The organism is Leptolyngbya sp. 'hensonii' (genome assembly GCF_001939115.1).
Classification (GTDB): Bacteria; Cyanobacteriota; Cyanobacteriia.
Genome location: NZ_MQTZ01000041.1, coordinates 16,302 through 40,193, shown reverse-complemented (window position 1 = coordinate 40,193; position 23,892 = coordinate 16,302). Strand labels below are relative to the sequence as shown.

Sequence of the window (23,892 nt, the reverse complement as noted above, 5' to 3'; positions counted from 1 at the left end):
AGCCCCTTCTTGCCTATGCCTGGTGTGCCTGTTTTCCTGTTGCGTCGCGCTCAAGCTGCTCTCCTGACTAGTTTACATACAGGAGTCACAGTGATCTGCTGGGGAACTGCTTTTTGGGGGGTTAATTTCCGACTATTTTCATCTCCAGCTTTGGGGCAGCTCCCTAATTTGAATCAGCGTTCTACACCCCTGCCCCCAAATCCGTCACCCACGCCTGGGCCTAAACCGGTTGAGGTGGCTCCCCCCTCTCCAGCCCCAGTTCCGGCCAAACCTTCAACCGGCGATCGCCCACCTGTGCCCTCCCGCCGCCCCACCACCCTGGAGTTACTGGAAGAGGCCAGACAGCGATTGCGAGAGCGGGGAGAACTTCCCACACCAGGTTCCTCCCAAACCCCAACAGGGCCATCCCAATTACCGGTGGAAAAGCCCAAAACCCCATTAGCGATTTATCGTTTGGGCATTGGGGACACGGTTACTGTTACGGTCCAGCGATTTACTGACTTGTCCACCCAATCCATCATTGATCCGGAAGGCAAAATCACCATGCCGCTCCTGGGGCGAGTTCCATTGGAAGGACTCAGCCTGGAGGAAGCCAGGGAGCGGATCCGAACCGATCTGGACCGCTACATCATTGATCCGATCGTAACTGTTGCCCTGGCTGGACCGCGACCTGTGCAGGTGACGATCGTGGGGGAAGTGAGTGAGCCCGGTTTTTATGCCCTGAGTGGGGCAGGAAGAGGAGTTGGATTTCTGCGGATCTCTACCGCCCTGCTGGCCGCCGGAGGCACGACAGACCAAGCTGATCTACGGGCTGTGAAGATTCGGCGTCCCCTGTTGGATGGCAGTTTTGTGGAACAAACAATTGACTTATTCACCCCCCTGAAAAACGGGGATGCCATGCCCGATCTAAATCTGCAAGATCGGGATGTCGTCGTCGTTCCCAGGCTGACCGCAGGCGCAATTCAGGATTACGATCGGGATCTGGTTTCCCGATCTACCCTGGCTCAACCCCTGATCAGCATTCGCATCCTGAGTTACCCCGGTAGTACGGTAGGAGTCTTGCGTCTGAATAATGGAAGTACTTTTCTGGATGCTCTGACTGCAATTGGGCCAAATCCTGACGTAGCCGATCTGGGCAGTATTGCGCTGGTGCGATTTGACCCGGAACAGGGGAAAGCGGTCACTCGACAAATTAACGGGGAAAGCCTGTTACGGGGAGATATCAGCCAGAATGTCCCCCTCCAGAATAACGATGTGATTATCATTGGTCGAAATCTGGTGGCCCAGATTACCTATGCATTAGGGGTTTTCACTCAACCGTTCCGGGATATTCTGGGATTCCTCCTCTTCTTTGATTCCCTGGCTAATAGTGCAGGTAATCTGTTCCGACCCACAGGTACAAACCGATGATGAAGAACCCTTGCCAAATGGCTGATTATTTGTCAAGTCTGGGATACCTTAAAGAGAAATTCAAAATTAAAAATTAGAAATAAAAATTAGAAATTAAGTCTCTATGCCAAATTGATCCTTGTCTTGCATTTTGAACGTTGAATTTTGTTCTCTAAAGCTATGAGCCTGCCTCTCTTAAAACGGTTTCTAATTGCTCTCGATAAATATAAGTGGGTTGGTCTGATCACCGTCACCACTGCCATCGGTGTTTCGGGGATTGTGGCACTACAACCTCGAGAGGCAGCTGTTTACATTGCTGAGGGTATTTTGTTCGGCAACCGGGCAACGGTTTCCTTCTCCACAACAGGAACACAAATCGTCCAGCAAGGCCAGGAGCTATCTCCCGATATCCTTCTGGCAAGTAGCGTCCTTGATCCAGTGGCCCAAAAGGCAAAAACCACGAGACAACAGATGCTGAAGTTCTTGAAAGTCAAAATTCAGGAACCGAAAAAAGATTCAAAAACAGGGGCTGAAACCCCTTTCCAGGTGATCATTCGGTATCAGGCAGATGACCCTCGCCAGGCTGTTAACATTGTCAACTTCCTCATGGAAGCCATGATAGAGCAGAGCCGAAAGGTGAATGTGGGCCGATTACAGGCTACAATTTCCGCTCTCAACCAGCGGTTACCAAAGGCCACCCAGGAACTGAGAGCGGCTGAAGGTAATTTAGAGCAATACGATCGGACTGAAGGGCCTGCTTTACTGGCTGCTCAAAATGGCAATTTGCTGAGTGCTATTACAAGTAGTGAACAACAGCAGCGGCAACTGGAGCTGACTTTACAGGGGGTTGATACCCAATTGAGTAGTCTGCAACAGCGTCTGGGGCTGAATCCCAATCAAGCCTATGCAGCCTCAGCCCTCAGTGCTGACCCGATCATCGCCAATTTACGAACTCAAATCTATCAAATTGAATCTCAAATTGAGATTCTCTCTAAAGATCTCAGGTCAGAGCATCCTACCCTGATCGAGCTGGGCAAAAGGCGGCAGGCTTTAGAGCAAATGCTACAGCAACGAGCCAATGAGGTGATTGGCGGGAACAATATGGCAGCCCCTCTTTCGGGTGGAGACCAGATTCGGCGCGATAGCAGTCTGGATCCCGCCCGTCAGCAACTGGCCAATACCCTGGTTGAACTGCACACCCAGCGAGAAGCACTCCAGCAACAGATGGTTACCCTCAAGAACTCGGAACAGCAACTGAGGACAGCCTATGCCACGATTCCTAACAAACAGTTGGAACGAACCCGCCTGGAGCAACAGGTGCTGTTGAAGCGAGCCCTTTACGATAAGATCCAAAGTGCCCTGGTGGACGCCAGAGCGGCTGAGGCGGAAACGGTCAGTAGTTTAACCGCGACAAAGTCAGCCCAGTACACAGTTGACATTAAGCCCTCTAAAAATATTCCCCTCATTCTTGGTGTGGGGGTCTTGCTTGGCTTTGTCGGTGGCGGTGGGATTATCTTGCTCCTCAGTTTACTGGAAGGCAAGTTCTACACCCTGGAAGAAGTGCGGGAAGCACTGCAAAATCAAGACGTTCCACTGCTGGGGGTCTTACCTCAGCTCTCTGGCCTGGACCTGGACGATGAAATTCCCGTGATTACCGAAGCGGATTCCCCCTATATCGACTTCTATGAACGGCTGCGTACCAATCTGCGTCGGGTTGAAGGGAGGAAGATCAAAGTGTTGCTGTTTACCAGTGCCCTGGCCAGCGAAGGGAAAACAACGACAGCCTATAATCTGGCGATCGCGGCTGCCCGGGCAGGTATGCGAACCCTAGTTCTAGAGGCAGATTTGAGATCAGCGTCTCACATTAAGGCCCTGAATATTGCGATCGACCCAGATAGTTTGACTGAACCGCTACGCTATTTTGGTCATACCAGCGATTGTATTCGTCTCGTACCACAGATTGAAAACCTGTATATTCTGCCCAGTCCTGGTCCTCAAAGACGAGCAGCAGCAATCCTGGAGTCCAGCGAAATCCGGCGGTTACTGGAGGATGTTCGAGGGCGATTTGACTTGGTTCTCGTGGATGCTCCCCCCCTCAGCCGTTGTAACGATGCCTTATTGTTGGAGCCCCTAACAGATGGTATTGTTCTGTTAACCCGGCCAGGTTATACCGAAAGTAGCTTGCTAACTGAAGTGACAGACCAATTAAACAATGGGGAATTCCAGTTGATTGGTGCTGTGATTAATGGGGCCGATGTCTCTATCCGCTTCCTGAATGAAGAAGAAGAGTTAGAACCTGTAACTGAACCAGAGGAACTTTATGAGGAAATTCCCAGAGTGCCGACTGGGGTGAAGGAAACCTAGATTCCGTATAAAAACCGATTCTTCAAGTAGGAACATTTACCATACTGAAGAATAAGCTTGCTCTTGACAAGACACCTGTTTACACCTGAGCACGTTTGCTAGTATGGGAACCCAAGGGCCAGACTTGGTATGAAATATCCGGAAGCAGACCGACCTAAAGTTCTTGTTGTCGATGATCATCCAGCCAGTCGTATGACTGCAGTTGCACTGCTATCAGTTGAGGGCTATGAAGTTCTGGAAGCGGATAGTGGCCCTGCTGCGCTGAAGTGTGTCGTTGAAAATGACCCTGATCTGATCTTACTGGATGTCATGATGCCAGGAATGGATGGATTTGAGGTCTGTCGATGCTTGAAGCAGGATGAGCAAACCCGTTTGATTCCTGTGATCTTCATCACGGCTCTGAATGACCGACGGGCCAGGTTAAAGGGAATTGAGGCCGGAGGAGATGATTTCCTGACCAAGCCCTTCGACCAACTAGAACTCTCAGCCAGGGTCAAGTCTCTGGTTCATCAGAAGCGTCTGAATGAGGATCTCGATCACGCTGAAAAGGTACTTTTCTCCATTGCCCGCACGATCGAGAGCCGAGATCCGAATACGGGAGACCATTGCGATCGTCTGGTCATGCGGGCCAAAGCCTTTGGTGAGTACCTGGGGCTGTCCCGGACCGAAGTCCGAGATCTAATGTGGGGTGGCTACTTGCATGACATTGGTAAAGTCGGCATCCCCGATGCAGTCCTACTCAAAACCGCAGGATTTACCCCTGATGAATGGGTTGTCATGAAGCAGCATGTCTTAATCGGGGAAAGAATTTGCCAACCATTGCGAACGATGCGGGGAGTACTGCCCATCATTCGCCATCACCACGAACGCTGGAATGGTTCCGGCTACCCCGATGGGTTGCAAGGAGAAGAGATTCCCTATTTGGCTCAAGTCTTTCAGGTCATCGATATCTACGATGCCCTGACCCATGAACGGCCTTATAAGGCTGCTTTTACCCCCCAGGAAGCCCTGAGAATCCTCTCTGAGGAAACCTCAAGAGGATGGCGTAATCCCTGGCTAGTTGAGAAATTTACAGAATTTATTCAACTTACAGAATTAGCTGAGGAAATGGCCCAGATTGCCTGAGGGGTACCCAGGATCGATGGAGGGCTGTGTCGGAAATTTGCATCGATCGGCTCCTGAGGAGAACAAAATTCTTCTGTTGCAACAGAAAATTCACGGTTTTTATCCGGTTAGCTGGTAAAGGCTAGGTAAAATAGGGGTATGGGATATTTAGCTTCTAACTCCCAAAGCCCCATTCTGGGGCTTTTTTGTGGATATATTCAGTTGAAATACGGAATCTGGACAAGAACTTTGGATCTAAACATCCAGGTGCAAAATTTTTCTGTGCCTTGGTAAAGCTGTTCAGAAGGCCATAAATTAAAGAATCTTTAATTTTGACTTTTGCTGATTCCAGTAAAATTGCTATTGCTTGCCATTGCACCACACAGATAACTGAGAGCAATGCTAGAGACAATACTGAGTGGTCGCTATAAGATTCTCCGCCCCCTGGGGTCCGGCGGGTTTGGTCAAACTTTTTTGGCAGAAGATCTCCACCTTCCAGGTAATTTCCATTGTGTAGTCAAACAGCTCAAGCCCCAGATGAGCAATCCGGGAGCCCTGGAAGTGGCAAGGACATTGTTTGATAGGGAAGCCCTGGTATTACACCGATTGGGTGACTATGATCTGATTCCTCGCCTGTATGCCCACTTTGAGGAAAATCAGGAATTTTACCTGGTTCAGGAATTTATCGAAGGGGAGGATCTAAGCCGGGAATTGCTTCCTGGTAAACAGTTTTCCCAACCCCAGGTGATGGAGTTGCTCCAGGGGATTCTGGAGATTCTTGATTACGTCCACCAACAGGACGTAATTCACCGGGACATCAAGCCTTCCAATCTGATTCGACGGAAGCGAGACAGCAAAGTTGTCATGATTGATTTCGGGGCAGTGAAGCAGATCAGCGCCCAGACGATCAATCCCATGGGCCAAACCAGCCTGACTGTCGCCATCGGCTCCCCTGGTTACATGCCTAACGAACAATACAGTGGCAAGCCTCGCTTTTGCAGCGATATCTATGCTGTCGGGATGATTGGTATCCAGGCTCTGACCGGCATTTCTCCGGGTAAACTCCCAGAAGATGTTCTAACTGGTGAAATTCTTTGGCGAGATCAACTGCAAACACCCATCAGCCCCAGTCTGGCCGCAATTCTAGACAAAATGGTTTGCTACGATTTCCGGCAACGCTATCAGACGGTGAAAGAAGTGTTGCAGGCCCTGAAATCGGTAGCGCCTGCTTGTTCCTCGACGATCGCCTACCCAGCAGCCGAGCAGACCCTCCCGCCCCCCTCTGAGGCTCCCCCTCAGCGGGAAGCCACGGCGGCTCTGTCCGGTAGTGAGTTGCCCTCAATTCCACCCTTAAGTCAGCAGGAAACTCAGCCGGTTCCAGAACCTCAAACCACACCGGGCCAGAAGTTGCGCCGCCGAATGGGAATGGCGATCGCGGCTTCCGCAGTGGTCGCGATCGGTGCCACAGGGGTCTATGGCCATACCCAGTGGCAGGAGCAACAGCGCCTGCAAACCACCTTGAATCAGTCCCGGAGTGCCAAAACTGCTGCAAAATACCAGGATTGCGTGAATCAGGCGAAATTGGTACCGACAGGGTCCTATCTGCACGCGCAAGCCCAAACCTTGCTCCATGAGTGTCTGTTTTTCCAGGCCAAGCAACTGGCCTCCAACGGGAAGTTAAAAGATGCGATCGCGGCGGCTGTTCAGATTCCCGCCGCCAGCGCTATGGGACAGGCAGCGACAAAATCCCTGGAGGAATGGGCCACAGCTTTGCTCAAGCAGGCAACGGAACAATATCGGGCGGGTAAGCTGGAGAATGCAGTTGCCTTGGCTCAGGTAATTCCTACTCGTTTGACTACAGGTAAAACGGCTCAGGGCAATGTTACCCGCTGGAAAAAGGAATGGACAGAGAATGAAAGCCGTCTAAAGGCGGCTCAGAAAGCGCTGGATGCAGGAGAGCCTCAAAAAGCACTGGATGAAACAGCCAAGATCGCCAAAACCCCCTTCTGGGAGAAGAAAATGGCGGTTATTGTGCAGAAAGCTCAGGACAAGTTAGCTGTAGCTATTCCCGCCAGTACCTCTGGCAGTAGCACAGCCACGCCCTCCTACCCCAACGACACCTCTGGTTCTGGTTATGAACCGACGCCGGCCAGCTACTCCAGTGGCAATCAAGGGTATACCCCTCCAACAACTCAGACCTATACACCACCTGAACCTGCTTACGTCCCTCCCCCTGAGCCCGTTTATGTTCCCCCAGCCTATACCCCTCCTGCCTATACAGCCCCCGAACCGGAACCAGATCCCGTCTGTTCTGGCAGTAAATGCTGATTCACTTGCCAGTGCTAGCTCACTTCCACCCAACGTTTTAGATCATCCTGGCAATGCTAAAACCCTTCATGAATCTACCCATCGCTCTCTCCGGTCTGGCTGTTCTGGCCCTAGCTTTTAGCACTGCCCCAGCCAGTGCCCAGATCCCCTTCATCGAGGTGAATAAGCTGAATACTCTGGATGGTCTGGCTTGGGGTGCCCCAAGCTGGATTTATAATGCCACTGCCAATATTGAAGCCTTTGGAGGAGGGGTAGTCGGTCGAGTGGTGCTCGATCGGGGGGGAATTCAGGTGCGGGCCGCTGATATTTATAAAGTGATTTTCAATGACCCCTTCACAATTTCCCCTGGCAAGATTGTAGTGGTAACCTCCTGGACCAGCCGGAACGAAGGGTGTTCTATGGATATGGTGGTTCAGATTGCCCCTTATGAATCCATGAGCCGGGAACAGGCGGAAAGCTATCTGGTGCCTCGACAGGTTGACATTGCCGTGGGGTATCAGCGGATTGTTACTCTTAAACCTCAGACCAAAGAGGGGGAGGAAAAGTATGGTAAGCCTTTTCGTGGAACTTACTCCTACTACGATCCGACGAAGAATAAAAATTACAACCTGTACTGGTATATGGGCCGCAACATTTACAGAATCAGCGCTGAGGATGCGGCTAAACTGGTCAGTGCCCAACCAGGCATAGCCAAAGCTCAAATCTGGTTCCGGGCTGAAACCTCTCCCTACCAGTTTGAGATTGGTGAGGGAACCGTCAACCGCTGGAAGGAGGTGTTCAGCTACAATCCCTCCTGCAAACCAGGAGGTGCTGGCAAACCAGGGTCTGTAGCTACGACTCCTAATCCGGGCACCGCTTCCGTCCCTGCCCCTCAACAACCAGCTGACGCGCCCACTCAACCTACCCAGGCTACTCAGCCGGTAGAGCCCTTGAAGCCAGTCTTTAAGGGGCCTGTTTCAGAGTATCCCACCAATGATCAGTTCAATGCCTTTAAAAGCCAGTACCTGGCCAGTGCCAATTCTGGGACAGGGGTAAAACTGACACCATCTGAGAAAAAAGTCCGGCAGGCTTTTCAAAATGCCTGGGCCAAAACCAACAAGTTTACAGCTCGCTTTCTGGGGGCCTGGTACAGCCGCGATCGTCTCTACTATGTCTATCCCTCTAAGGTGAAAGCCCGCACCTGCGTCATCACCCAAACGGGCGAAACCCTGAAGTTCCAAATTGGCACTACCCTGGCACCTGGGCGGGAAATGCAATTTGCCGAAGGCAGTTTCTTCTGGGTGGATAAGGAGAACATCGTTGCGGGCCGAGATAAGGGAACGGCAGAGCTGTATCCGGTCTATGCGACTCAGGCTTCCCCCCAGTTGACGCCCAATTTGATCGAAAATCTGGAAAAGTGGGAGTGTGAGAAGACCCTGCCTGGTGGTCCGAGCATGGCTGATCTCCCTCAGATTCAGGCCCTGCAATGAGATAAACCGAAAGGGAAGGGGAACTTCACTTGCCTTATCTGATCCGTGATCCAGATACCTTCAATGAGACGATCTACCAATTGATGCCCGGAACCAATCGGATCGGGCGAGAACTGGATAATGACATTGTGCTGGAGAACGAGGCCAGGGGTCTCTCTCGACATCATGCCGAGATCCAGGTAATGGCCGATCGCATCCTGTTGCAGGATTTGAACAGTCGCAACGGCACCTTTGTCAATCACAAAAAGGTGACCCAGCAGGAACTCCTAGATGGAGACCTGCTTCATTTAGGCAAGGTAGCGTTCAAGTTTGTCCAGGCTCCAGCCAGTTCTCTACAGGATGCAGTCAGCTCGGACATCTCCAGCCTCTCGATCGTCCGCCGCCTCTCCTCTGTGGGGCAAACCCAGATCGATTTTGAAGAGCTGTTGCATCCAGAGCCAACCCGCTATGCCGGATCTATCCTCAAACTGCGCCAGCAGGATACTCAGCAGCGTAGTGCCGATAAGCTGAGGATTCTGCTGGAAGTCAGCAAGCAGCTTTCAATTCCCCAGACTCTGGATGCCCTGCTGAATAAGATTCTGGACCTGCTATTCACGATTATGGATGTGGACCGGGCTGCAATTCTCCTGCGACATGAACAAACCCAGCAGTTGGAATTGAAGGCATTGAAAGCCCGATTGGGAATGACCGTGGACCAGGAATTTTACAGTAGCCGCATTGTTAACTTTGTCTGTGAGAACGGGGATGCAATTCTGATTGCAGATGCCAGAGATGATGAGCGGTTTAGCGATTCTCCCTCGATTTTGCACCAGGCCATTCATGCGTCGATTGGGGTTCCCCTGAAACCGAAGGATCAGGTGATTGGTGTTCTCTATGCCGATAACCTGTCCCTCTCCAATGCCTACTCCCAGGAAGATCTGGAGTTTCTGGCGGGGCTGGCCAGTCAGGCGGCAGTGGCGATCGAAAATGCCCATCTGTACCAGAAAATGCAGGCTGAAGCAGAGATGCGGGCCAAACTGGAACGCTTTTTCCCTAAAGCCGTCAGTCAGAAGATTCGGGAAGAAGGAGAACTGAAGATTGTCGAAACAGAAGTCACAGCCCTGTTTTCTGATATCACAGGTTTTACAGAGATGTCCTCGCAGATGGAACCGCGTCAGGTGCTGGGAATGTTGAATGAGTACTTCAAAATCATGGTGGAGGACATTGTCTTCCGCTATGAGGGCACGCTGGAGAAGTATATTGCCGATGCCCTGCTGGCGGTTTGGGGTTCTCCCTATAGTCGGCTAGATGATGCTCAGTTGGCAATGCAGGCCGCGATCGAGATGCAATGGGCTATGCGGCGATTGAATCAGCGCTGGGCCCAGGAGGGCCGCGATCGGGAAGTGCAGATTCACATTGGCCTGAACACCGGTCGGGTAGCCGCCGGTAACATTGGGTCTGAGCTGATTCAGTACACCAACATCGGAGATGCGATGAATGTTGCCAGTCGCATTTGTAGCACGGCCACCGCTGGTCAAATTTTAATTGCTCAAACCACGCTGGATCGATTGGGCGATCGGTGTCCTCCAGTAAATCCCATGTCCTTGGTTACCGTCAAAGGCAAGGCAGAACCCCTGCAGCTTTACCAGGTCCTCTGGGAAGAGGTTCCGTCCGCTCAGGTGGAGATGGTCTAAACCTTTCCTCGCAATGCGGTTAATTCATCTCGCAGGGACAGGGGATGATAGCCGAGGGCAAAGGCCAGGGAACTGTCCAGGGAGACATCCCGTGGTCGGGGGGCTGCCATGGGCACCTCTGCCTGCAGACAACCCTGCAATTGGTCTGCGGGCAAATCTAGGACCTCTGCCATCAACTGTCCGAATGCATAGCGAGAGATCCGTTCCCGTCCTCCCAAGTGGATACGCCCCTGCACCTTCTCTAGAGCCAGCAGAATTCCCCTTGCTGCCGTTGTCCCACTGGCCGGGGTTCGGTATTCATCCGTAAACAGGCGCAGGTTCCCTCCTGCCCTCAGGGTTTGAATAAACGGCTGGATGAAGCTTTTAGCCTGGTTGGCAGACCCAAACATCAGGGGCATACGGCAGATTGCACTCTGGGGATACCGCTGCCGTATGCCCTCTTCGGCCTGCACTTTCTGCTCCCCATAGTGGCTGAGGGGACAGACTGGATCGGTTTCTCGATAGGGGGGATGCTGTCCGTCAAAGACCAGATCAGTAGAGGTAAAGGCACAGAGAATTTGACTTTCGGCACAGAGATCTGCGATCGCCCAGGAAACAGCCACATTAATCTGGGCTGCTGCTTCTGGCTCAGCCTGGCAGAGATTGGGGTTCGATTGAGCTGCGGCATGAACAACTGCTGCAGGCTGCACATCCGCAAAAAGTTGCCGGAGTTGCTGCCAGTCCCGCAGGTCTACCTGTAGTCGCTTCACACCTGGGATGGTCAGGGGCCTAGAAAAGCTCGTGCCATAGACTTCCCAGCCATCCTGGGCAACCTGGCAGAGATGCCAGCCCAGAAATCCACTTGCGCCTGTAATCAACAACCGTCTTCGACTCATCAGTGTTACAGATAGCCATGTTCGGTTAGAAAGGCCGGTCCGATCGACTCAAAAGGGCCGTCTTCTTCTCGAATTTGAGGGGGCTGCCCCGCAGCCCGATCGTCCCCAAGGCGCAGAAACTTCTCCACATATTTGCCCAGGATGTCGCCCTCTAGATTAACCCGACTGCCCGGTTGCAGTCGGTGCAGGGTGGTTTTGCCATAAGTGTGAGGAATCACTGCCACCTTGAACCAGGTGCCCGCAGAATTGCAATCGGCCACAGTCAGGCTAACGCCATTAACCGCAATACTGCCTTTGTGCACGATGTACCGTGCGATCGAGAGGGTAGCGGAGAAGCTCATCTCCCAGGAACCGTCAATCTCTACCACCTCCTGTAGGGAACCGATACCATCCACATGCCCTGTGACAAAATGGCCTCCCAGTTTGCTCCCTAACTTTAGGGCTGGCTCAAGGTTGACAGTTTCCGGTTCAGAGATTAGCCCTAGGGTAGAGCGGCTCAGCGTCTCAGGGGAGGCATCAGCCAGGAACCCCTGGGGCAAAATCTGCGTCACTGTGAGGCAAACCCCATCGACAGCCACACTGTCTCCAATTTCAAGCTCCGGTAGGAGGAGGTGGGCCTGCTCCGGCAGGCAGATAATTCGGAGTTGTTCGGTGCCGTAGGGCTGCAGGGTACCCACAGCGTTAATGAGTCCGGTAAACATTTGCTCTTAGGGCGATAAAAAAACTTTACTGAACGTTTGCAGACATTCCCCGTTATTTTCGTCAAAATCATTGGGGAGGAAGTATGGACTAAGACCAAGTTCAGGGCATACTGTAAGTCAGTAGTCTCCTAGACCATTGATAGCAGTTTTGCCTGCTGGTTCTATCGACTGACTGGTTATATGAAGTACTACTGGTTATATGAAGTACTAAACGTAGTCGTTAAATGACGTACTGACCTCAGTACATACCTTACCCTGTGTCTCCCTCTCTCCCAAAGGATTCTAGAGGCTAAGCTAATGATTGAGATGAAAGTCGCTGGAATTGCGCTGGATGCAGGAACTCGTCACCCGATTGTGCTTTTGAGAGATGCCTCGGAACGACGAGCTCTACCCATCTATATTGGTCAGGATCAGGCCAAATCTATCATGAACGCACTGGAAAACCAAACGCCCCCTCGCCCCCTGACCCATGACCTGTTTGTGAATTTTATGCAGGAATGGAATATGACTCTGGATCGAGTTATTATCCATTCTTTACAAGACAATACCTTTTATGCAGTGCTGACAGTCCGCCAGGGTGAAGTCAAAAAGGAAATTGATGCCCGCCCCAGTGATGCAATCGCCATTGCCCTCCGAACGAATACCCCCATCTGGGTGATGGAAGAAGTGATTGCAGATGCATCAATTCCTGTTGATCGAGATGCGGATGAAGCAGAACGGCAGGCTTTCCGAGACTTTATTTCCAACTTACGGCCTCAAGACTTCGTGCAGCGCGGGCCTTCTAGTAATAGTGAGACTTCATGAGCTGACGTCCTGAGTGATGCAATATCGCCGCTTCGGTAAGACGGAATTGTCAATTTCAGTTTTTTCTCTGGGGACCATGCGCTACCTGGCTCACCCAGAGGAGGCCACGGCAACGGTTCGAACCGCCCTGGAACTGGGGATTAACCACCTGGAAACGGCCAGAGGATATGGCAAAAGTGAATCCTATCTGGGACAGGCTTTGAAAACCCTGGGGGTGTCTCGATCACAAATCTATCTCTCAAGCAAAATTCCCCCAACTGCTGACCCAGACCTGATGGCGCGAGGGATTGCAGACTCCCTGGAGCGGTTGAATACGTCCTACCTGGACTGCCTGGCCATCCATGGGCTAAATACCTGGGAACATCTGAATTGGGTCTTGGCTCCAGGAGGCTGTCTGACTGCTGTGAAACAGGCGATGGCATCTGGTCAGATTCGGCATCTGGGGTTTTCCTCCCATGGCTCACGAGAACTGATTCAGGCAGCTATGTCCACGGATCAATTCGAGTTTGTCAACCTGCATTACTACTATTTCTTTCAGCGCCATGCGCCCCTACTGGATCTGGCCGCTCAAAAAGATATGGGCGTCTTCATCATTTCTCCCGCTGATAAGGGGGGGATGCTCTACACGCCGCCACCTCTCTTGCAAGCGTTATGCCAACCTTGCTCCCCGTTGGAGCTGAATTACCGATTCTTGTTGAGCGATCAGCGGATTTCGACCCTCAGCATTGGGCCAGCCAAGCCAGAAGAACTGGCTCCAGTTCAAGAGATGGCCGATCGAGTGGGTCCGCTCTCTCAGGAAGAACAACGGGTGCTTACCAGTTTACAGGCCCATCAGGAAGTCGCTCTGGGTTTTGACCATTGCCGCCAATGCTATGCCTGCCTCCCCTGTCCGGCAGAAATCCAGATTCCAGAGGTGCTGCGGCTGCGGAATCTAGCCCTGGCCTATGAAATGACTGAGTTTGGCCGTTACCGCTATGGAATGTTTGAAAATGCAGGGCACTGGTTTCCCGGAACTCGGGGCGATCGCTGTACAAACTGTGGCGACTGCTTACCCCGTTGTCCGGAAAATCTTAACATTCCTGCTTTGTTGCAGGAAACCCATGATCGTCTTCAAGGTAGGTCAGGTCGCCGACTCTGGGAATGATTACAATAATGTAATTAGACCCCGACCTTGCCACTCTTTTCTGCTTATAATTACTTTATTTAGTCATTTCTTAAACTTGCTGTCTAGATCTGCTCGTTTACAGGATCACCTGTTGGTTGATGAGTCGTTTTCCCTGAAGCTCATAGGTTTTTGTTATAGTCAAAAATCAACCTATATCAATTTACGAGCATCGTCATAATGCCCCATTCAAGGCATTGTTTGTCACGTTTATTTAGGACGCCCAAGTTGGAGCTGCAATGCCAAGTTGGTATTAAAATCAACCATCAGGAACGCACATTAGGAGGATTGCATCCCACTTTTGTAGTTCATTCTACGGGAAGCAAGCTACACCCTAAATCCCTCTCCTGCTCCGGGAGAGGGACTTTGAATCTGGCTCCCCTTCTCCCTTTTTAGGAGAAGGGGCTGGAGGATGAGGGCAACCTTGCAAAGCTGGGATGTATCCCATCAGGAGTAAGCAGAGGACCTAAAGATGGGCAAGCTATAACTTGAAAAGTCCATCCATTGAGAGATTCGGCCAGGTTGTTGTTGCATCTACCTGGAGTTTATCCATTAACCGGCTCAACTATCTCCTCAAACCATTCTCAACATTTGCCGGAGTTCTATGCCGTCCGATCGTAATCTAACCTATCGAAATGTTATGGAAGCGCTGGTCGCGGAAGAAGTTGAACGGCAATTTCAGCAACTTCAGCCTAAACTGGCCCGTTACTTAAGCAAAGAAGAAGTAACAGCTTTTGCACTTAACCGTCTTCCGGCCCTGTATGCAACCAGTGAAAAGGGTTGGCGGCAACAGTCAATCCGAGGCCGGAGAGATTGTGGTACCCAGATTGCCAATGTGGTTCGGCAGGCGATCGTGGCCGTGCAGCGAGATCCACTGCGGATGGAATCCCCTCTGGCTCCTGCGGAAGATTCTGAGGCCCAGGCTGCCTTACGGGAACTCAAAGTGATCTTGAAGCGAGAGGACATCACCTGGCGCAATCTTCCAGAAGTTGTGGAACAGGCTCTGGTTAAAACAGCGCGGGGAGAAATTACCTGGCAACTCCGTTCCAGTGTTCATCCTCCTAGTCGCCCCGGGGCTCCTCGTCCCCCCGGATGGACTCCTCGCCATCCGGGCTGGAACAGCGATCTTTATAAGCAGTAGAATTGAAGCATCCCCCTCGATTGGAGGCTGAGATGGGTTCAGCAAAATACTGCGCCAGTTTTCTGGTCGGGTTGCTCTGGCTGACTGTTAGCTCTGCTGGGGTAGGAATGGCTCAAACCAGTTCTGAGCCCAATGAAATCCCTGGAAATCCCTTCCAGCCCCCCCTGGATGTAGTGGCACTGCAAACAGATACATTGCTGCAGAAGCAACCTGGCTTGTGTCCTACTGGCTCCTCCATCGTAACCATTAACACCATCTGTCAACTCAGGTTGACGATTCCCAGTCTGTGGTGGGCTAAAGAGCAATTCAGTGGTAAAGAGCAATTTGGCGGCAGGCTGCTTGAAAATTGGCTGGCTTATCGGGGAGATGGCAATATGACTTCCCGCATTGACCTGGTAGTCAATGCCCAGGTCTGGAGCCTCTTGAATGACCTGGATCGGTATGCTTTTGTCCATAAGTTTGGCAACATTGCCCGCAGCTATGGATACAACATTCGGGTCTTTAATCGCCAGGGGGCTCCTCTGGCCAGTTATGTCTGTGATTTCAGTCCTGTATCCCCGCTGCAGGAGGGTGCGCGGTCAGAACCCCTGACCCCGGAACTGCAAAACGAAATCCGGTGCAATCTTATTCTGGTTTCGTCAAGTCGGCGGGGGTTGCTGCAAACTAAGCCCAGTAGCTTACCCTGAGCTAACCGTTCATCTGCCGAATCTCAGTCCAAAGCTGGCGATATTGTTTTAGAGTCTCTTCTGGCAAGGGTTCCAGAAAATCGCTGCGCCGTAAAACCTCTGGATCTGGCAATAAGGAAGGACGGTTCTGTAAGTCCTCTGGCAAGGTAGCCCGATCGACCTCCGCCAACAGGGGAGAAACAGCATCACTTAAGGTAGATAGGGTTTGGGCAATTTCAGGTTGCCAGCAAAACCCAATCCATTTTTCCGCCAGTGCTTCTGCTGTTTGAGAAAATGCAGCAGAGGATGAAGCTACTGGACGAACCCACACTTCAGACCAGAGTGCTGTTCCTGCAGCCGGAACGATCGCTGCGATCTTGGGATCAGTTTGGACGATCGGCAAAATATCTGTTGACCAGCCAACAGCCACGTAGGTGTCCCCTAAAAGGAGGGGTTGCAAGTAATGATTTGAACTGTAAAACAAAGTCTGGCGATGCAAATTCTGCAGTTCCTGCTTCAACTGCAGGATTGCTCCCAGATCCCTGGTGTTGTATGACTGACCCAATTTCTTCAAAGTCAGGCCAATCACTTCCCGGGGCTGATCTAGCAGAGAGATCAGACCGCGAAATTCTGGTCGCCAGAGATCTGCCCAATCCGATGGAGGAGCCCAGCCCTTTTCCTTGAATTTATCGACCCGGTAAGCGATGAGGGTACTGCCCCATCGGTAGGGAGCCCCCCAGACCTGGCCCTGGGGATCCAGATTGCCTTGGAGATCGCGGGTAACCAGCATTTGCCAGCGTTTGGGTAATTTCTCCCAACCCGTCAGATGTTGGGGATTCAGGGGTTGAATGAACTGCTTCTGGATCGCTGCCGCCAGCCAGTAATCTCCCAAAGTCACTAGATCAGCCCTGGTGGGGACTCTGCTGCGAGTAAAGGGCAGGGAAAAACCCTGGCCTGACTGATTCGGCGTGGCCGCATTTTTTTGCCAGATTTCCAGCAGGGAGAAAAGTGTCCTCATCTGAATTTCAGGGATTAGATCCAACTGGGGGTTTGCCAGGGGAGTTCCCTGCAGACTCTGGCGAAACTTACCAGGTAACTGGGGTGGAATTGCATTTTTTAACAGGCGGATTTTTAGCCCATTGGCCTCTTGAGCCCCACAAGCTGCCAGAAGCGGCCCCAGAGCCAGAGCACCTGTTCCAATCAGAAATAAACGTCTATCCATGATGGGCATAGAGGTCGCTAAAATTCGGTTCCAGAAGTCCTCTAGTCAAGCTAATCCAGCATTGACAGGAAAGACATTTAGTTAATTTCCTTGGAGTCAATCTGAAGGGAAAAAATTCTTGAAAACTTAACATTTCTGACAACAATCGAAGTCCTCTTGGAAGTTTACAGGAAAGTATTTCTACATCAGCGAGTTGTTCAAATTGAAGAGGAAAATCAACCCAAATAAAAGGTACCCTGCGTTCCTTGCCAATCCTCGAATGGGCCTGCTCAACCTCATTCTGCCAAGGGAAAAAATTCTGCTTACATCAAGAAAACGGGTTCAGGTGGGTCATTTTTAATCTGGGATAGAGGCAGGTGGTAACAAAATAGGGTCTATACTCTCACCAATTATGATGACTTTTATCGAAAAGTTAAATTATTCAGCACTAAATCGTGATTTTAGCAACTCCCTATTTAGGATGAAAGGGAATAAATTAGGGCATATAGGGCGATCGCATGGACTCCTTACAAAAGCAGATCGGTACACTGACAACCAGGGTTGAAGCACTGTACCAATTAATTGAACAGATGAATGGTAAACTTTCCCAGACAATGGCGGAATGCAAATCCCAGAATTCAGGTTCTGGTCATTCCCAATCAGGGTCTGGCCTGTTTAACTATGCCTATCAGCGCCCCGTAGGGCTAGATGCAGCAATGGAATCCCACAAGGATGTCATCGTGGATCATGGCTACATGACGCCAGAGGAGCCAACGGGTGAGCAAGAGCTGGCCCCAGAGATTCAGATTCGTCGGCTGACCGCTCAGTTGACCGCAGCTTATAATCGCATCGCTGCCTTAGAAGAACAACTGCTGGCCCACAGAGTTCACTAGGCTACACAATGCCGGTGGTGCCCGATTCCGCTAGTAAAGCGTCGATAGTTTGTAACAGTTCTGACTGCCCCCATGCTTGATAGAGGTGAGCTGCGATCGCGCAGCCACCTGCCCCAACCCCTTCTTTCACATAGCCCTGCTCATAGGCCCGCAATTGAGGATAACTGGAGGTTGCAAAGCTCAATTGAGTTGCAATTAAGGAGACGCCTCCAATCATGACAGCTAAGCCAATCGTATCCCCGGTGGGGTCTTCTGCTACCCAGCGGGTCGTCCCCACGATTACCTGTTGTGGTTTCCAGCTCAACCCATAGGCTTCGGTGATTGTTCGGGCCAGGGCGTAAACAGCCAGCATCTGAGTGCCACCAGCCAGCAGGACACCACAAGTCCGACTGGCAGCGATTGCCATGCCAGCAACCACCACCTGCATCGGGTCACCCACAGCAGCCACCCATTCCAGTGGTTGACTTTTGTCCGGCAGGGGGGTGCCACTGGCTACCATAGCCTGTATCCCCTGCCGGACTACGGCCCACTTTTGGCGGTGATTGCAGGCTGGGTGGCTGCTGTTGACCTTGGTTGTAGCCTCGTACCCTAGGCCTGTTAAAAGTGCCAGGGCGGTAGTAGTCCCCCCCACTACACATTCTCCCAAAATCAAATAGCGTCCAGGAACAGAGTCGGCCAATCTGGCCCCCCAATCCAGACCTTGCTGCAGCAAATGATGCACAATGGCAATATCCAGAGCCTTGCCTGTGCTGACACAGGCGGCTGGGCTTCCCTCTAGGTCAATGCAGGGCACAGTTGGGGGTTGGGGAAGGCCCGCATTGAACAGGGAGATGGGAATCTGTTGGGCGGCAAGGACAGCGCGGGAGATCAGAGCCGGGGTCGCTCCAGCCTGAAGGGGTGGTAGGGCATGTTGCGGCTGAAGCTGGGGACCATGGTAGAGAAATTCAGCATCAGCGATCGCAGTGTAACGGCGATCGTCTGGAGTGGCTCCGGCAGCAGAAATTCCTGGAATCAGGCCCGTTTCCGTAAACCCTAAAATACAAGCAAACAGGGGCTTCTGGTTGCGATAGCACTCCAGCCATTGCCATCCCTGCTGAGACTGGGTGTAAACGGTTAACACCGCTAATCTGCCTCATAGTCCATCAGCACTTCGACCCATCGGGGTGGTTTGGGAATGGGGTTGCCGAGGCGATCCAGCAGCATCCAGGCAACCAGATGAACCACAAAGACATAGATTAGATTATTCAGGATGATCATTGCGATCGCGATGATTTGCACGATCGAGAGGCTGGGCTGAATCAGAAGCCCTAGTTTTACAAACAGCCACTCAGCCAGTTTGGTAATCTGCATCATTAGATAGAGCCACAGATCATCCCCCAGCATCAGGGAAACCAGCCAGATCCGGAAGAAAAACCCAAAACTACCAATCAGGGTACCTACAGCAATTGTTAAGGGCCAGCCAGAACCCCGTCGCCACATCGCGCCCAGTTGGATACCCATCAGCCCAAAGGGCATGACGAAAAGCAGGCTTCGCAGTGGCCCCATCAACACTGCCAGCAGCAGGCCGGAAACCAGGGTACCCATCCAGGCTGCTCGTCCTCCCCAACGCAGATACAACAGGGCGATCGGTGTCGGAAAGAAAATCCGCAACAGTGGCCCCAGGGGAAAGTAATAGTTAACGAGCCAGATCAGGCTGGAAGTACTGGACAGAAAGGCCGTCTCTACCATAGCCAGGGGACCCCTGACCACTGGCTGGGTTTTCTTGTTTCTAGCTGTAAGGGGGACTGGAGAACTGTCTTCGATAAAGTCATTCATGCAAATTCAGGCAAAACTGACAACCAGCTTGTATTTCTCTCCCCCAATGCAATGAGAAACTGAAATTGCAGGGGATGAAACACAGTCCTACTCCCTGTAAGTCAGGCCCATCACAGGGAAAGGTAAACTTATACGAGCATCCGTTCTACCGCATGGACATCTGGAATACAGAGGGTATCTCGATCGCGCAGAATCAGCCCCTTCTTCTCCAACTTATTTAAAACTCGGGTGACTGTTTCGCGGGCCAGACCACTGAGACTGCTCAACTCCCGATGAGGCAGATTCGGGATTTCTACACCTTCCGCAGTCCGTCTGCCCTGGCCTTCAGCCAGAAACAGCAGAATATCAGCAACCCGAGACGTACTGTCGGTCTCTCGCAGGCGCAACCGGCGATTCACCTGACGTAAGCGGCGGGCCATCAACTGAGCCAGTCGAATCCCGGCCAGGGGTTCAGTATGGATGAGTTGAACAAAGTCCTGGGCTGGCATATTGCCAATCACGGTTTGGGCAACAGTAATCACATCTGTCGATCGGGGAACTTCATCCAGAGGAGCCATCTCTCCAAACAGTTCCCCTTTTCCCAGAATATTAAGTGTGATCTCCTTACCATCCAGATTATAGGTTCGAATTTTGACCCAACCGTCCAGAATAAAGTACACGGAAGTGCCCCAGTCATTCTCCAGTAAGATGACCTGGTTAGGAGGATGACTGCGAGTCACCACATGGCAGGTGGCCTTCTCCACAGCAGACTCCGGAATACCCTGAAAAAACGGGGCAGAGCGAATTAGGGCATTGTTAGGGTTAGATTCACGAGTGCTGAATCGGTCTTCCATGGGACCAGTAGCCTGATACATCTTGAGAGAACTAAATAATACAATGACTCCTGACTGGGACTGGGTGGCCACACCGTTACCAGTAAAGCAGATAAAAACAGAATCAGCGTGAAGTCACAGTTTGTCTAAATATCGAATCCAGGATGTCAAGTAAAAACGGGCAGGAAAAGCAAGCGCACAGGTTAATGGAATTACGGTAGGTGCTGGGAAAGGGGTGATATTGCGAAAATAGAACTTATATCGACACTTTAGGCAGAATTTTGTATCAATAGCAATAGCTTAACTCAAGTTTGGAATTCCCCTTAGTCTAAACGGTTTGGGGATTGCCCACTTTGAGCTGAATCTGATTACACTCAATCTGGTCGTTCTGAAACTGCAGCAGTAGGGAAAAATAAGACAGTAGAAAAGAGATGGGTTTCAGAAAAAGAAAACCTAATTCTTGCGGCTATACATCATCCTGCAGTTGGTGACAATTAAAGTCGATCAGGGCTTTAATCTCAATGTAATCGATAACAATAGATGTATATTAGCTCCTACAAGTGTGAAGAGTTCTACCTAAAGGTCGCACTGTGAATCCCCAAAAAGACCAGATTCAAACGTTAGTTGCTGAAATTGATCGTGTTCTCAGTAAGGCAGGTCCACGATTACCCTGGGTAATGTCAGGAGAGGCGATCGAGCAACGGCAACTTCTGGAACGGATTCGTAATTATCTGGCTGCTCTACAACAGCAAACTTTGCAACAGGAGCAGGCTCTTCAGCGTCGATCGGAGGGAACTTCCTACGGGGCCTATTCCCCTCAGGGCTATGGAGATCCCTATACCAGGCCTGCTCAACCAGATGCGGCCCAGCAGATTTTACAGGCAGTCGTCCAGGAGATGGGATATCTGCGATCTAGTCTGACCCAGCCGTTACAGGCAGAACTAGAAGCCCTCCGGCAGCAGCGGGAAATTATGCTCCATGAGATCCGCCAACTAGAGGCCAAACGGCAGGAACAAAATGCGCTTCCGTCTGCCCATCAGCAACAGATGATTGCAGAGTTCCTGCAGGGCCTGATGGGGCAATTGCAAGAGCGCCTATCTCAGCAGGTTGCCCAAGCAATGCTGGCCATGGAGAGCCGTTCTTTCAATTATGAAGGATATCCACAGGCAGCCCTACCACCGGACATGCAATCTTCCCCATTGCTGCATCCAGCCCAGCGGGTTGAACATCTCCAGGCTCTGCAGGCCCGATCAGATCAGTTATTGATGTCCCTGGACTCGACCTTAAGTACGATTTTTGAAGCACTCAACCGGAATATTCAGAGCTATCAGGAGTCTCTGTCTCAAGGGATTGACCGGATGCACAGTCTGGGCAATCAGGGGGAGGTGATGTTTACCGCACTGGTGAACCATCTGGCCCAACAATTGGGCCGGGAGGCATCCTCGTTTATGCAGTCTTCTGCGCCCCCGCTCGGGTCGGCGATCGGAGAATCCCAAACTGAAGTGCCAACCAAATCACCACTGGTCTTTCCCCTCCCTCCAGACCCTGCCCGAACCTCCTCTCCTTCTCCCCATCCAGGTGGCAAGCCGGAAGAAGTTCTGGGCGGATTCAAGCTGCCCTACCCGGGTATCGAGTTACCGCCCATTCCCCCCCAACCCAGGTCAGGATCAACCTTTGGGCGAGAAGACCATAGCAGCCTGAAAGATCTTGATCTGGAAGAGTTAGACCTGTCCGATTTAAATCTGAGTGAGCCGGACCTGTCCCTGTTGGACAATCTGGATGGCGATTCAACCGTTGACGGTGGGGATGCTGTTCAGGACTTGTCCATTCTAGAATCTCAGGCTGGCATACCCGCGATCGGCCAACCGACCAGAATGGCCCAGGATCTGGAACTCCCAAATGTCACGGCTCCTCCCCCATCGGGATTAGCGACCAATATTGAACCCCTGGCTGAAGCCAAAGCGGATGATCTGGATTCTGCCCTGGAATTTTTGGAACAGCTCAGCGCGTCTCTGCAGGAGGAGGGACCGGCTTCCCCTCCAGATTCTTTGGGGGATTCCCTGGCCAGTGCTGGCTCCCCTACCAACCTGGAAGTAGAGGAACCAGCACTGGCTGACAACGAAACTTTCTACGAACTAGATGATTTTTATAACAGCCTGTTTGGAACCCAGGAGATCCCTAAGCCAACCGCTTCGCCCCCCACAGTAGCTCAGCCCACAGCGAATTCTGGTCAGCCCCTGATCTCAACCAGCGCCTCAGGCGATGTCGGAAAGGTTAGCGCCCTAGAGCCTTCGGCTAAAACCGAGTTCCTTGATGATACAGAGGAGTTTCCTGTTCTTCCAGGTGAGGACTCTCTCACCCTGGATAATCTATTGCTATTTGAGGAGTCCAACCCCCCAGATCCCTCTACCACGCCTTCTCCAGGAACCACCAAACCCCTGACAGAAGATTCGATGGATGAACTGTTTGAGCTGATTTCACCCATACTTTCGTCCGAGCAGACTTCTGACTCTGAGGGTGCCGATCGCCCCCAGCCCCCAGAATTAGTTCTCTACAATCTGTTGGGTGAAGAACCTTTGGAACCAGCGACAGGCCCTGGTCTGGACCCGTCTCGGCCCCTAGCAGGCCCAGCAGCAGGAGCCCCCGACAGAGATATGCAACTGCCATCCCTGGGACAGGGAGAGTCTACGATAGCAGCCTCTCTGGATGAAGGGTATATCCCGGCTGCCCCAGAAGAGAATCTGCTGGCCACCGACGATCGTGAAGATAAGACAGAGATTAATCTTTCTATCAATCCGGATACCCTGCAGCAGTTAAGTGAGGATTTGTATAACCTGGAGAGTTTAGAGAAGCCAGAAACGCAGGCTGAAAACCTGGGTCTTGCTGCCATTGAAAGTAGACCTCCCTCCTCTCCAACCCCAAAGTCTGCCAGTTCTCCAGGAGTATCGTCCACTCTCCCCAACTGGGATGACCTGACCCTGGATGACTTCGCAACTCATCTGTCTGATCCCAATCCCGATCTCGCTCTCCCCGATCTCCTGCCTACCGATGAAAGTGAGGATCTTTCATCGGTGATTTCTCCCCGAATTGGGTCCTCTTTGTCGAGTGAATTGGCTGACCCGGATCCGAACCCGGTCTCTCCAACAGAACCTTCCAATCTAACGCTAGAAAATCTGGATGATTTATTTGGGGATTTGCCTGCGGTTGATTCAGAGGACTCTGATTCAGACCCTTCCTTGCCACTAAAACCGCAGGGGAGCGATCAATCAGGGGCTTCGATGGCAATGAAGATCTCAGAGGTAACTCTGGAAGATGTTTTCGCTGACTTTCCGGGAAGTCTGTTCGACGAGGACTTCCCAGACCCAAACAATCCATTGGACAACGTCAAAAAAAAAATCTAATCGAGCCAGATCTTCATATTTCAGATTCACAATCCTTCGGGAAGATAGTAGCCAGTAATCGTCCTCCTGCGATTCTGAGCCAGTCTATCCATGAC

18 protein-coding genes are annotated in these 23,892 nt (G+C 51.7%); 12 read left to right on the top strand and 6 right to left on the bottom strand.

The genetic code is table 11. The annotated features are described in order from the left end of the window. The first annotated feature begins 168 nt into the window (after nucleotides 1-168). The 6 genes from BST81_RS12095 to BST81_RS12070 all read left to right on the top strand — a co-directional run bounded on the left by BST81_RS12095 (nucleotide 169) and on the right by BST81_RS12070 (nucleotide 10,327). Nucleotides 169-1,410: a polysaccharide biosynthesis/export family protein gene (locus tag BST81_RS12095; RefSeq protein ID WP_253188260.1), complete on the top strand. Its 1,242-nt coding sequence runs from the start codon at nucleotides 169-171 to the stop codon at nucleotides 1,408-1,410. Nucleotides 1,411-1,569: 159 nt separating this feature from the next. Then, nucleotides 1,570-3,753, top strand: a complete 2,184-nt coding sequence (locus BST81_RS12090) for an AAA family ATPase (RefSeq protein ID WP_075598764.1) — start codon at nucleotides 1,570-1,572, stop codon at nucleotides 3,751-3,753. A 129-nt stretch (nucleotides 3,754-3,882) separates the two neighbouring features. Then, complete coding sequence (locus BST81_RS12085; RefSeq protein WP_075598763.1) at nucleotides 3,883-4,878, top strand: two-component system response regulator; 996 nt, start codon at nucleotides 3,883-3,885, stop codon at nucleotides 4,876-4,878. A gap of 378 nt (nucleotides 4,879-5,256) precedes the next feature. Then, nucleotides 5,257-7,185, top strand: coding sequence for a serine/threonine-protein kinase (locus BST81_RS12080; RefSeq protein WP_075598762.1), 1,929 nt, complete (start codon nucleotides 5,257-5,259; stop codon nucleotides 7,183-7,185). Nucleotides 7,186-7,253: 68 nt separating this feature from the next. Further along, nucleotides 7,254-8,654: a hypothetical protein gene (locus tag BST81_RS12075; protein WP_075598761.1), complete on the top strand. Its 1,401-nt coding sequence runs from the start codon at nucleotides 7,254-7,256 to the stop codon at nucleotides 8,652-8,654. Nucleotides 8,655-8,683: 29 nt separating this feature from the next. Beyond that, nucleotides 8,684-10,327: an adenylate/guanylate cyclase domain-containing protein gene (locus BST81_RS12070; protein ID WP_216351312.1), complete on the top strand. Its 1,644-nt coding sequence runs from the start codon at nucleotides 8,684-8,686 to the stop codon at nucleotides 10,325-10,327. On the opposite strand, the gene BST81_RS12065 is transcribed toward BST81_RS12070, so the two are convergent. Further along, nucleotides 10,324-11,202, bottom strand: coding sequence for an NAD(P)-dependent oxidoreductase (locus BST81_RS12065; protein WP_075598760.1), 879 nt, complete (start codon nucleotides 11,200-11,202; stop codon nucleotides 10,324-10,326). The two genes, BST81_RS12070 and BST81_RS12065, sit on opposite strands and share 4 nt — an antisense overlap. Nucleotides 11,203-11,207: 5 nt before the next feature. Next, nucleotides 11,208-11,903 carry a riboflavin synthase gene (locus BST81_RS12060; protein WP_075598759.1) on the bottom strand — a complete coding sequence of 232 codons (696 nt, stop codon included), beginning with the start codon at nucleotides 11,901-11,903 and terminating at the stop codon, nucleotides 11,208-11,210. A gap of 297 nt (nucleotides 11,904-12,200) precedes the next feature. Here BST81_RS12060 and BST81_RS12055 point away from each other — a divergent pair, with 297 nt between their 5' ends. The 4 genes from BST81_RS12055 to BST81_RS12040 all read left to right on the top strand — a co-directional run bounded on the left by BST81_RS12055 (nucleotide 12,201) and on the right by BST81_RS12040 (nucleotide 15,696). After that, the gene (locus BST81_RS12055) at nucleotides 12,201-12,707 is read left to right on the top strand and encodes a bifunctional nuclease family protein (protein WP_075598758.1); all 507 of its coding nucleotides are present in this window, start codon (nucleotides 12,201-12,203) and stop codon (nucleotides 12,705-12,707) included. Nucleotides 12,708-12,723: 16 nt separating this feature from the next. Beyond that, the gene (locus tag BST81_RS12050; RefSeq protein WP_075598757.1) at nucleotides 12,724-13,851 is read left to right on the top strand and encodes an aldo/keto reductase; all 1,128 of its coding nucleotides are present in this window, start codon (nucleotides 12,724-12,726) and stop codon (nucleotides 13,849-13,851) included. A gap of 622 nt (nucleotides 13,852-14,473) precedes the next feature. Beyond that, nucleotides 14,474-15,010 (top strand): late competence development ComFB family protein, encoded by a 537-nt coding sequence (locus BST81_RS12045; protein WP_075598756.1) that lies wholly within the window; start codon nucleotides 14,474-14,476, stop codon nucleotides 15,008-15,010. Nucleotides 15,011-15,042: 32 nt separating this feature from the next. After that, entirely contained in the window at nucleotides 15,043-15,696 is a 654-nt protein-coding gene (locus BST81_RS12040; protein ID WP_143780321.1) for a hypothetical protein, read from the top strand. A gap of 1 nt (nucleotide 15,697) precedes the next feature. Here BST81_RS12040 and BST81_RS12035 read toward each other — a convergent pair whose 3' ends face one another. Further along, on the bottom strand, nucleotides 15,698-16,897 hold the full coding sequence (locus tag BST81_RS12035) for an extracellular solute-binding protein (protein ID WP_075599130.1): 1,200 nt from the start codon (nucleotides 16,895-16,897) through the stop codon (nucleotides 15,698-15,700). A 497-nt stretch (nucleotides 16,898-17,394) separates the two neighbouring features. Between BST81_RS12035 and BST81_RS12030 the strand changes: the two genes are divergently transcribed. After that, on the top strand, nucleotides 17,395-17,769 hold the full coding sequence (locus BST81_RS12030; protein ID WP_075598754.1) for a hypothetical protein: 375 nt from the start codon (nucleotides 17,395-17,397) through the stop codon (nucleotides 17,767-17,769). 1 nt (nucleotide 17,770) lies between these two features. Here the strand turns inward: BST81_RS12030 and cobT are convergent, their stop codons facing one another. The 3 genes from cobT to BST81_RS12015 form a co-directional block, all read right to left on the bottom strand. Beyond that, nucleotides 17,771-18,889 carry a nicotinate mononucleotide-dependent phosphoribosyltransferase CobT gene (cobT, locus tag BST81_RS12025; protein ID WP_075598753.1) on the bottom strand — a complete coding sequence of 373 codons (1,119 nt, stop codon included), beginning with the start codon at nucleotides 18,887-18,889 and terminating at the stop codon, nucleotides 17,771-17,773. A gap of 2 nt (nucleotides 18,890-18,891) precedes the next feature. After that, nucleotides 18,892-19,584 carry a DUF2232 domain-containing protein gene (locus BST81_RS12020; RefSeq protein WP_075598752.1) on the bottom strand — a complete coding sequence of 231 codons (693 nt, stop codon included), beginning with the start codon at nucleotides 19,582-19,584 and terminating at the stop codon, nucleotides 18,892-18,894. Between the two features lie 128 nt (nucleotides 19,585-19,712). Continuing rightward, entirely contained in the window at nucleotides 19,713-20,417 is a 705-nt protein-coding gene (locus tag BST81_RS12015; protein WP_075599129.1) for a Crp/Fnr family transcriptional regulator, read from the bottom strand. A gap of 569 nt (nucleotides 20,418-20,986) precedes the next feature. Here BST81_RS12015 and BST81_RS12010 point away from each other — a divergent pair. Then, the gene (locus BST81_RS12010) at nucleotides 20,987-23,797 is read left to right on the top strand and encodes a hypothetical protein (protein ID WP_075598751.1); all 2,811 of its coding nucleotides are present in this window, start codon (nucleotides 20,987-20,989) and stop codon (nucleotides 23,795-23,797) included. Nucleotides 23,798-23,892: the final 95 nt, after the last annotated feature.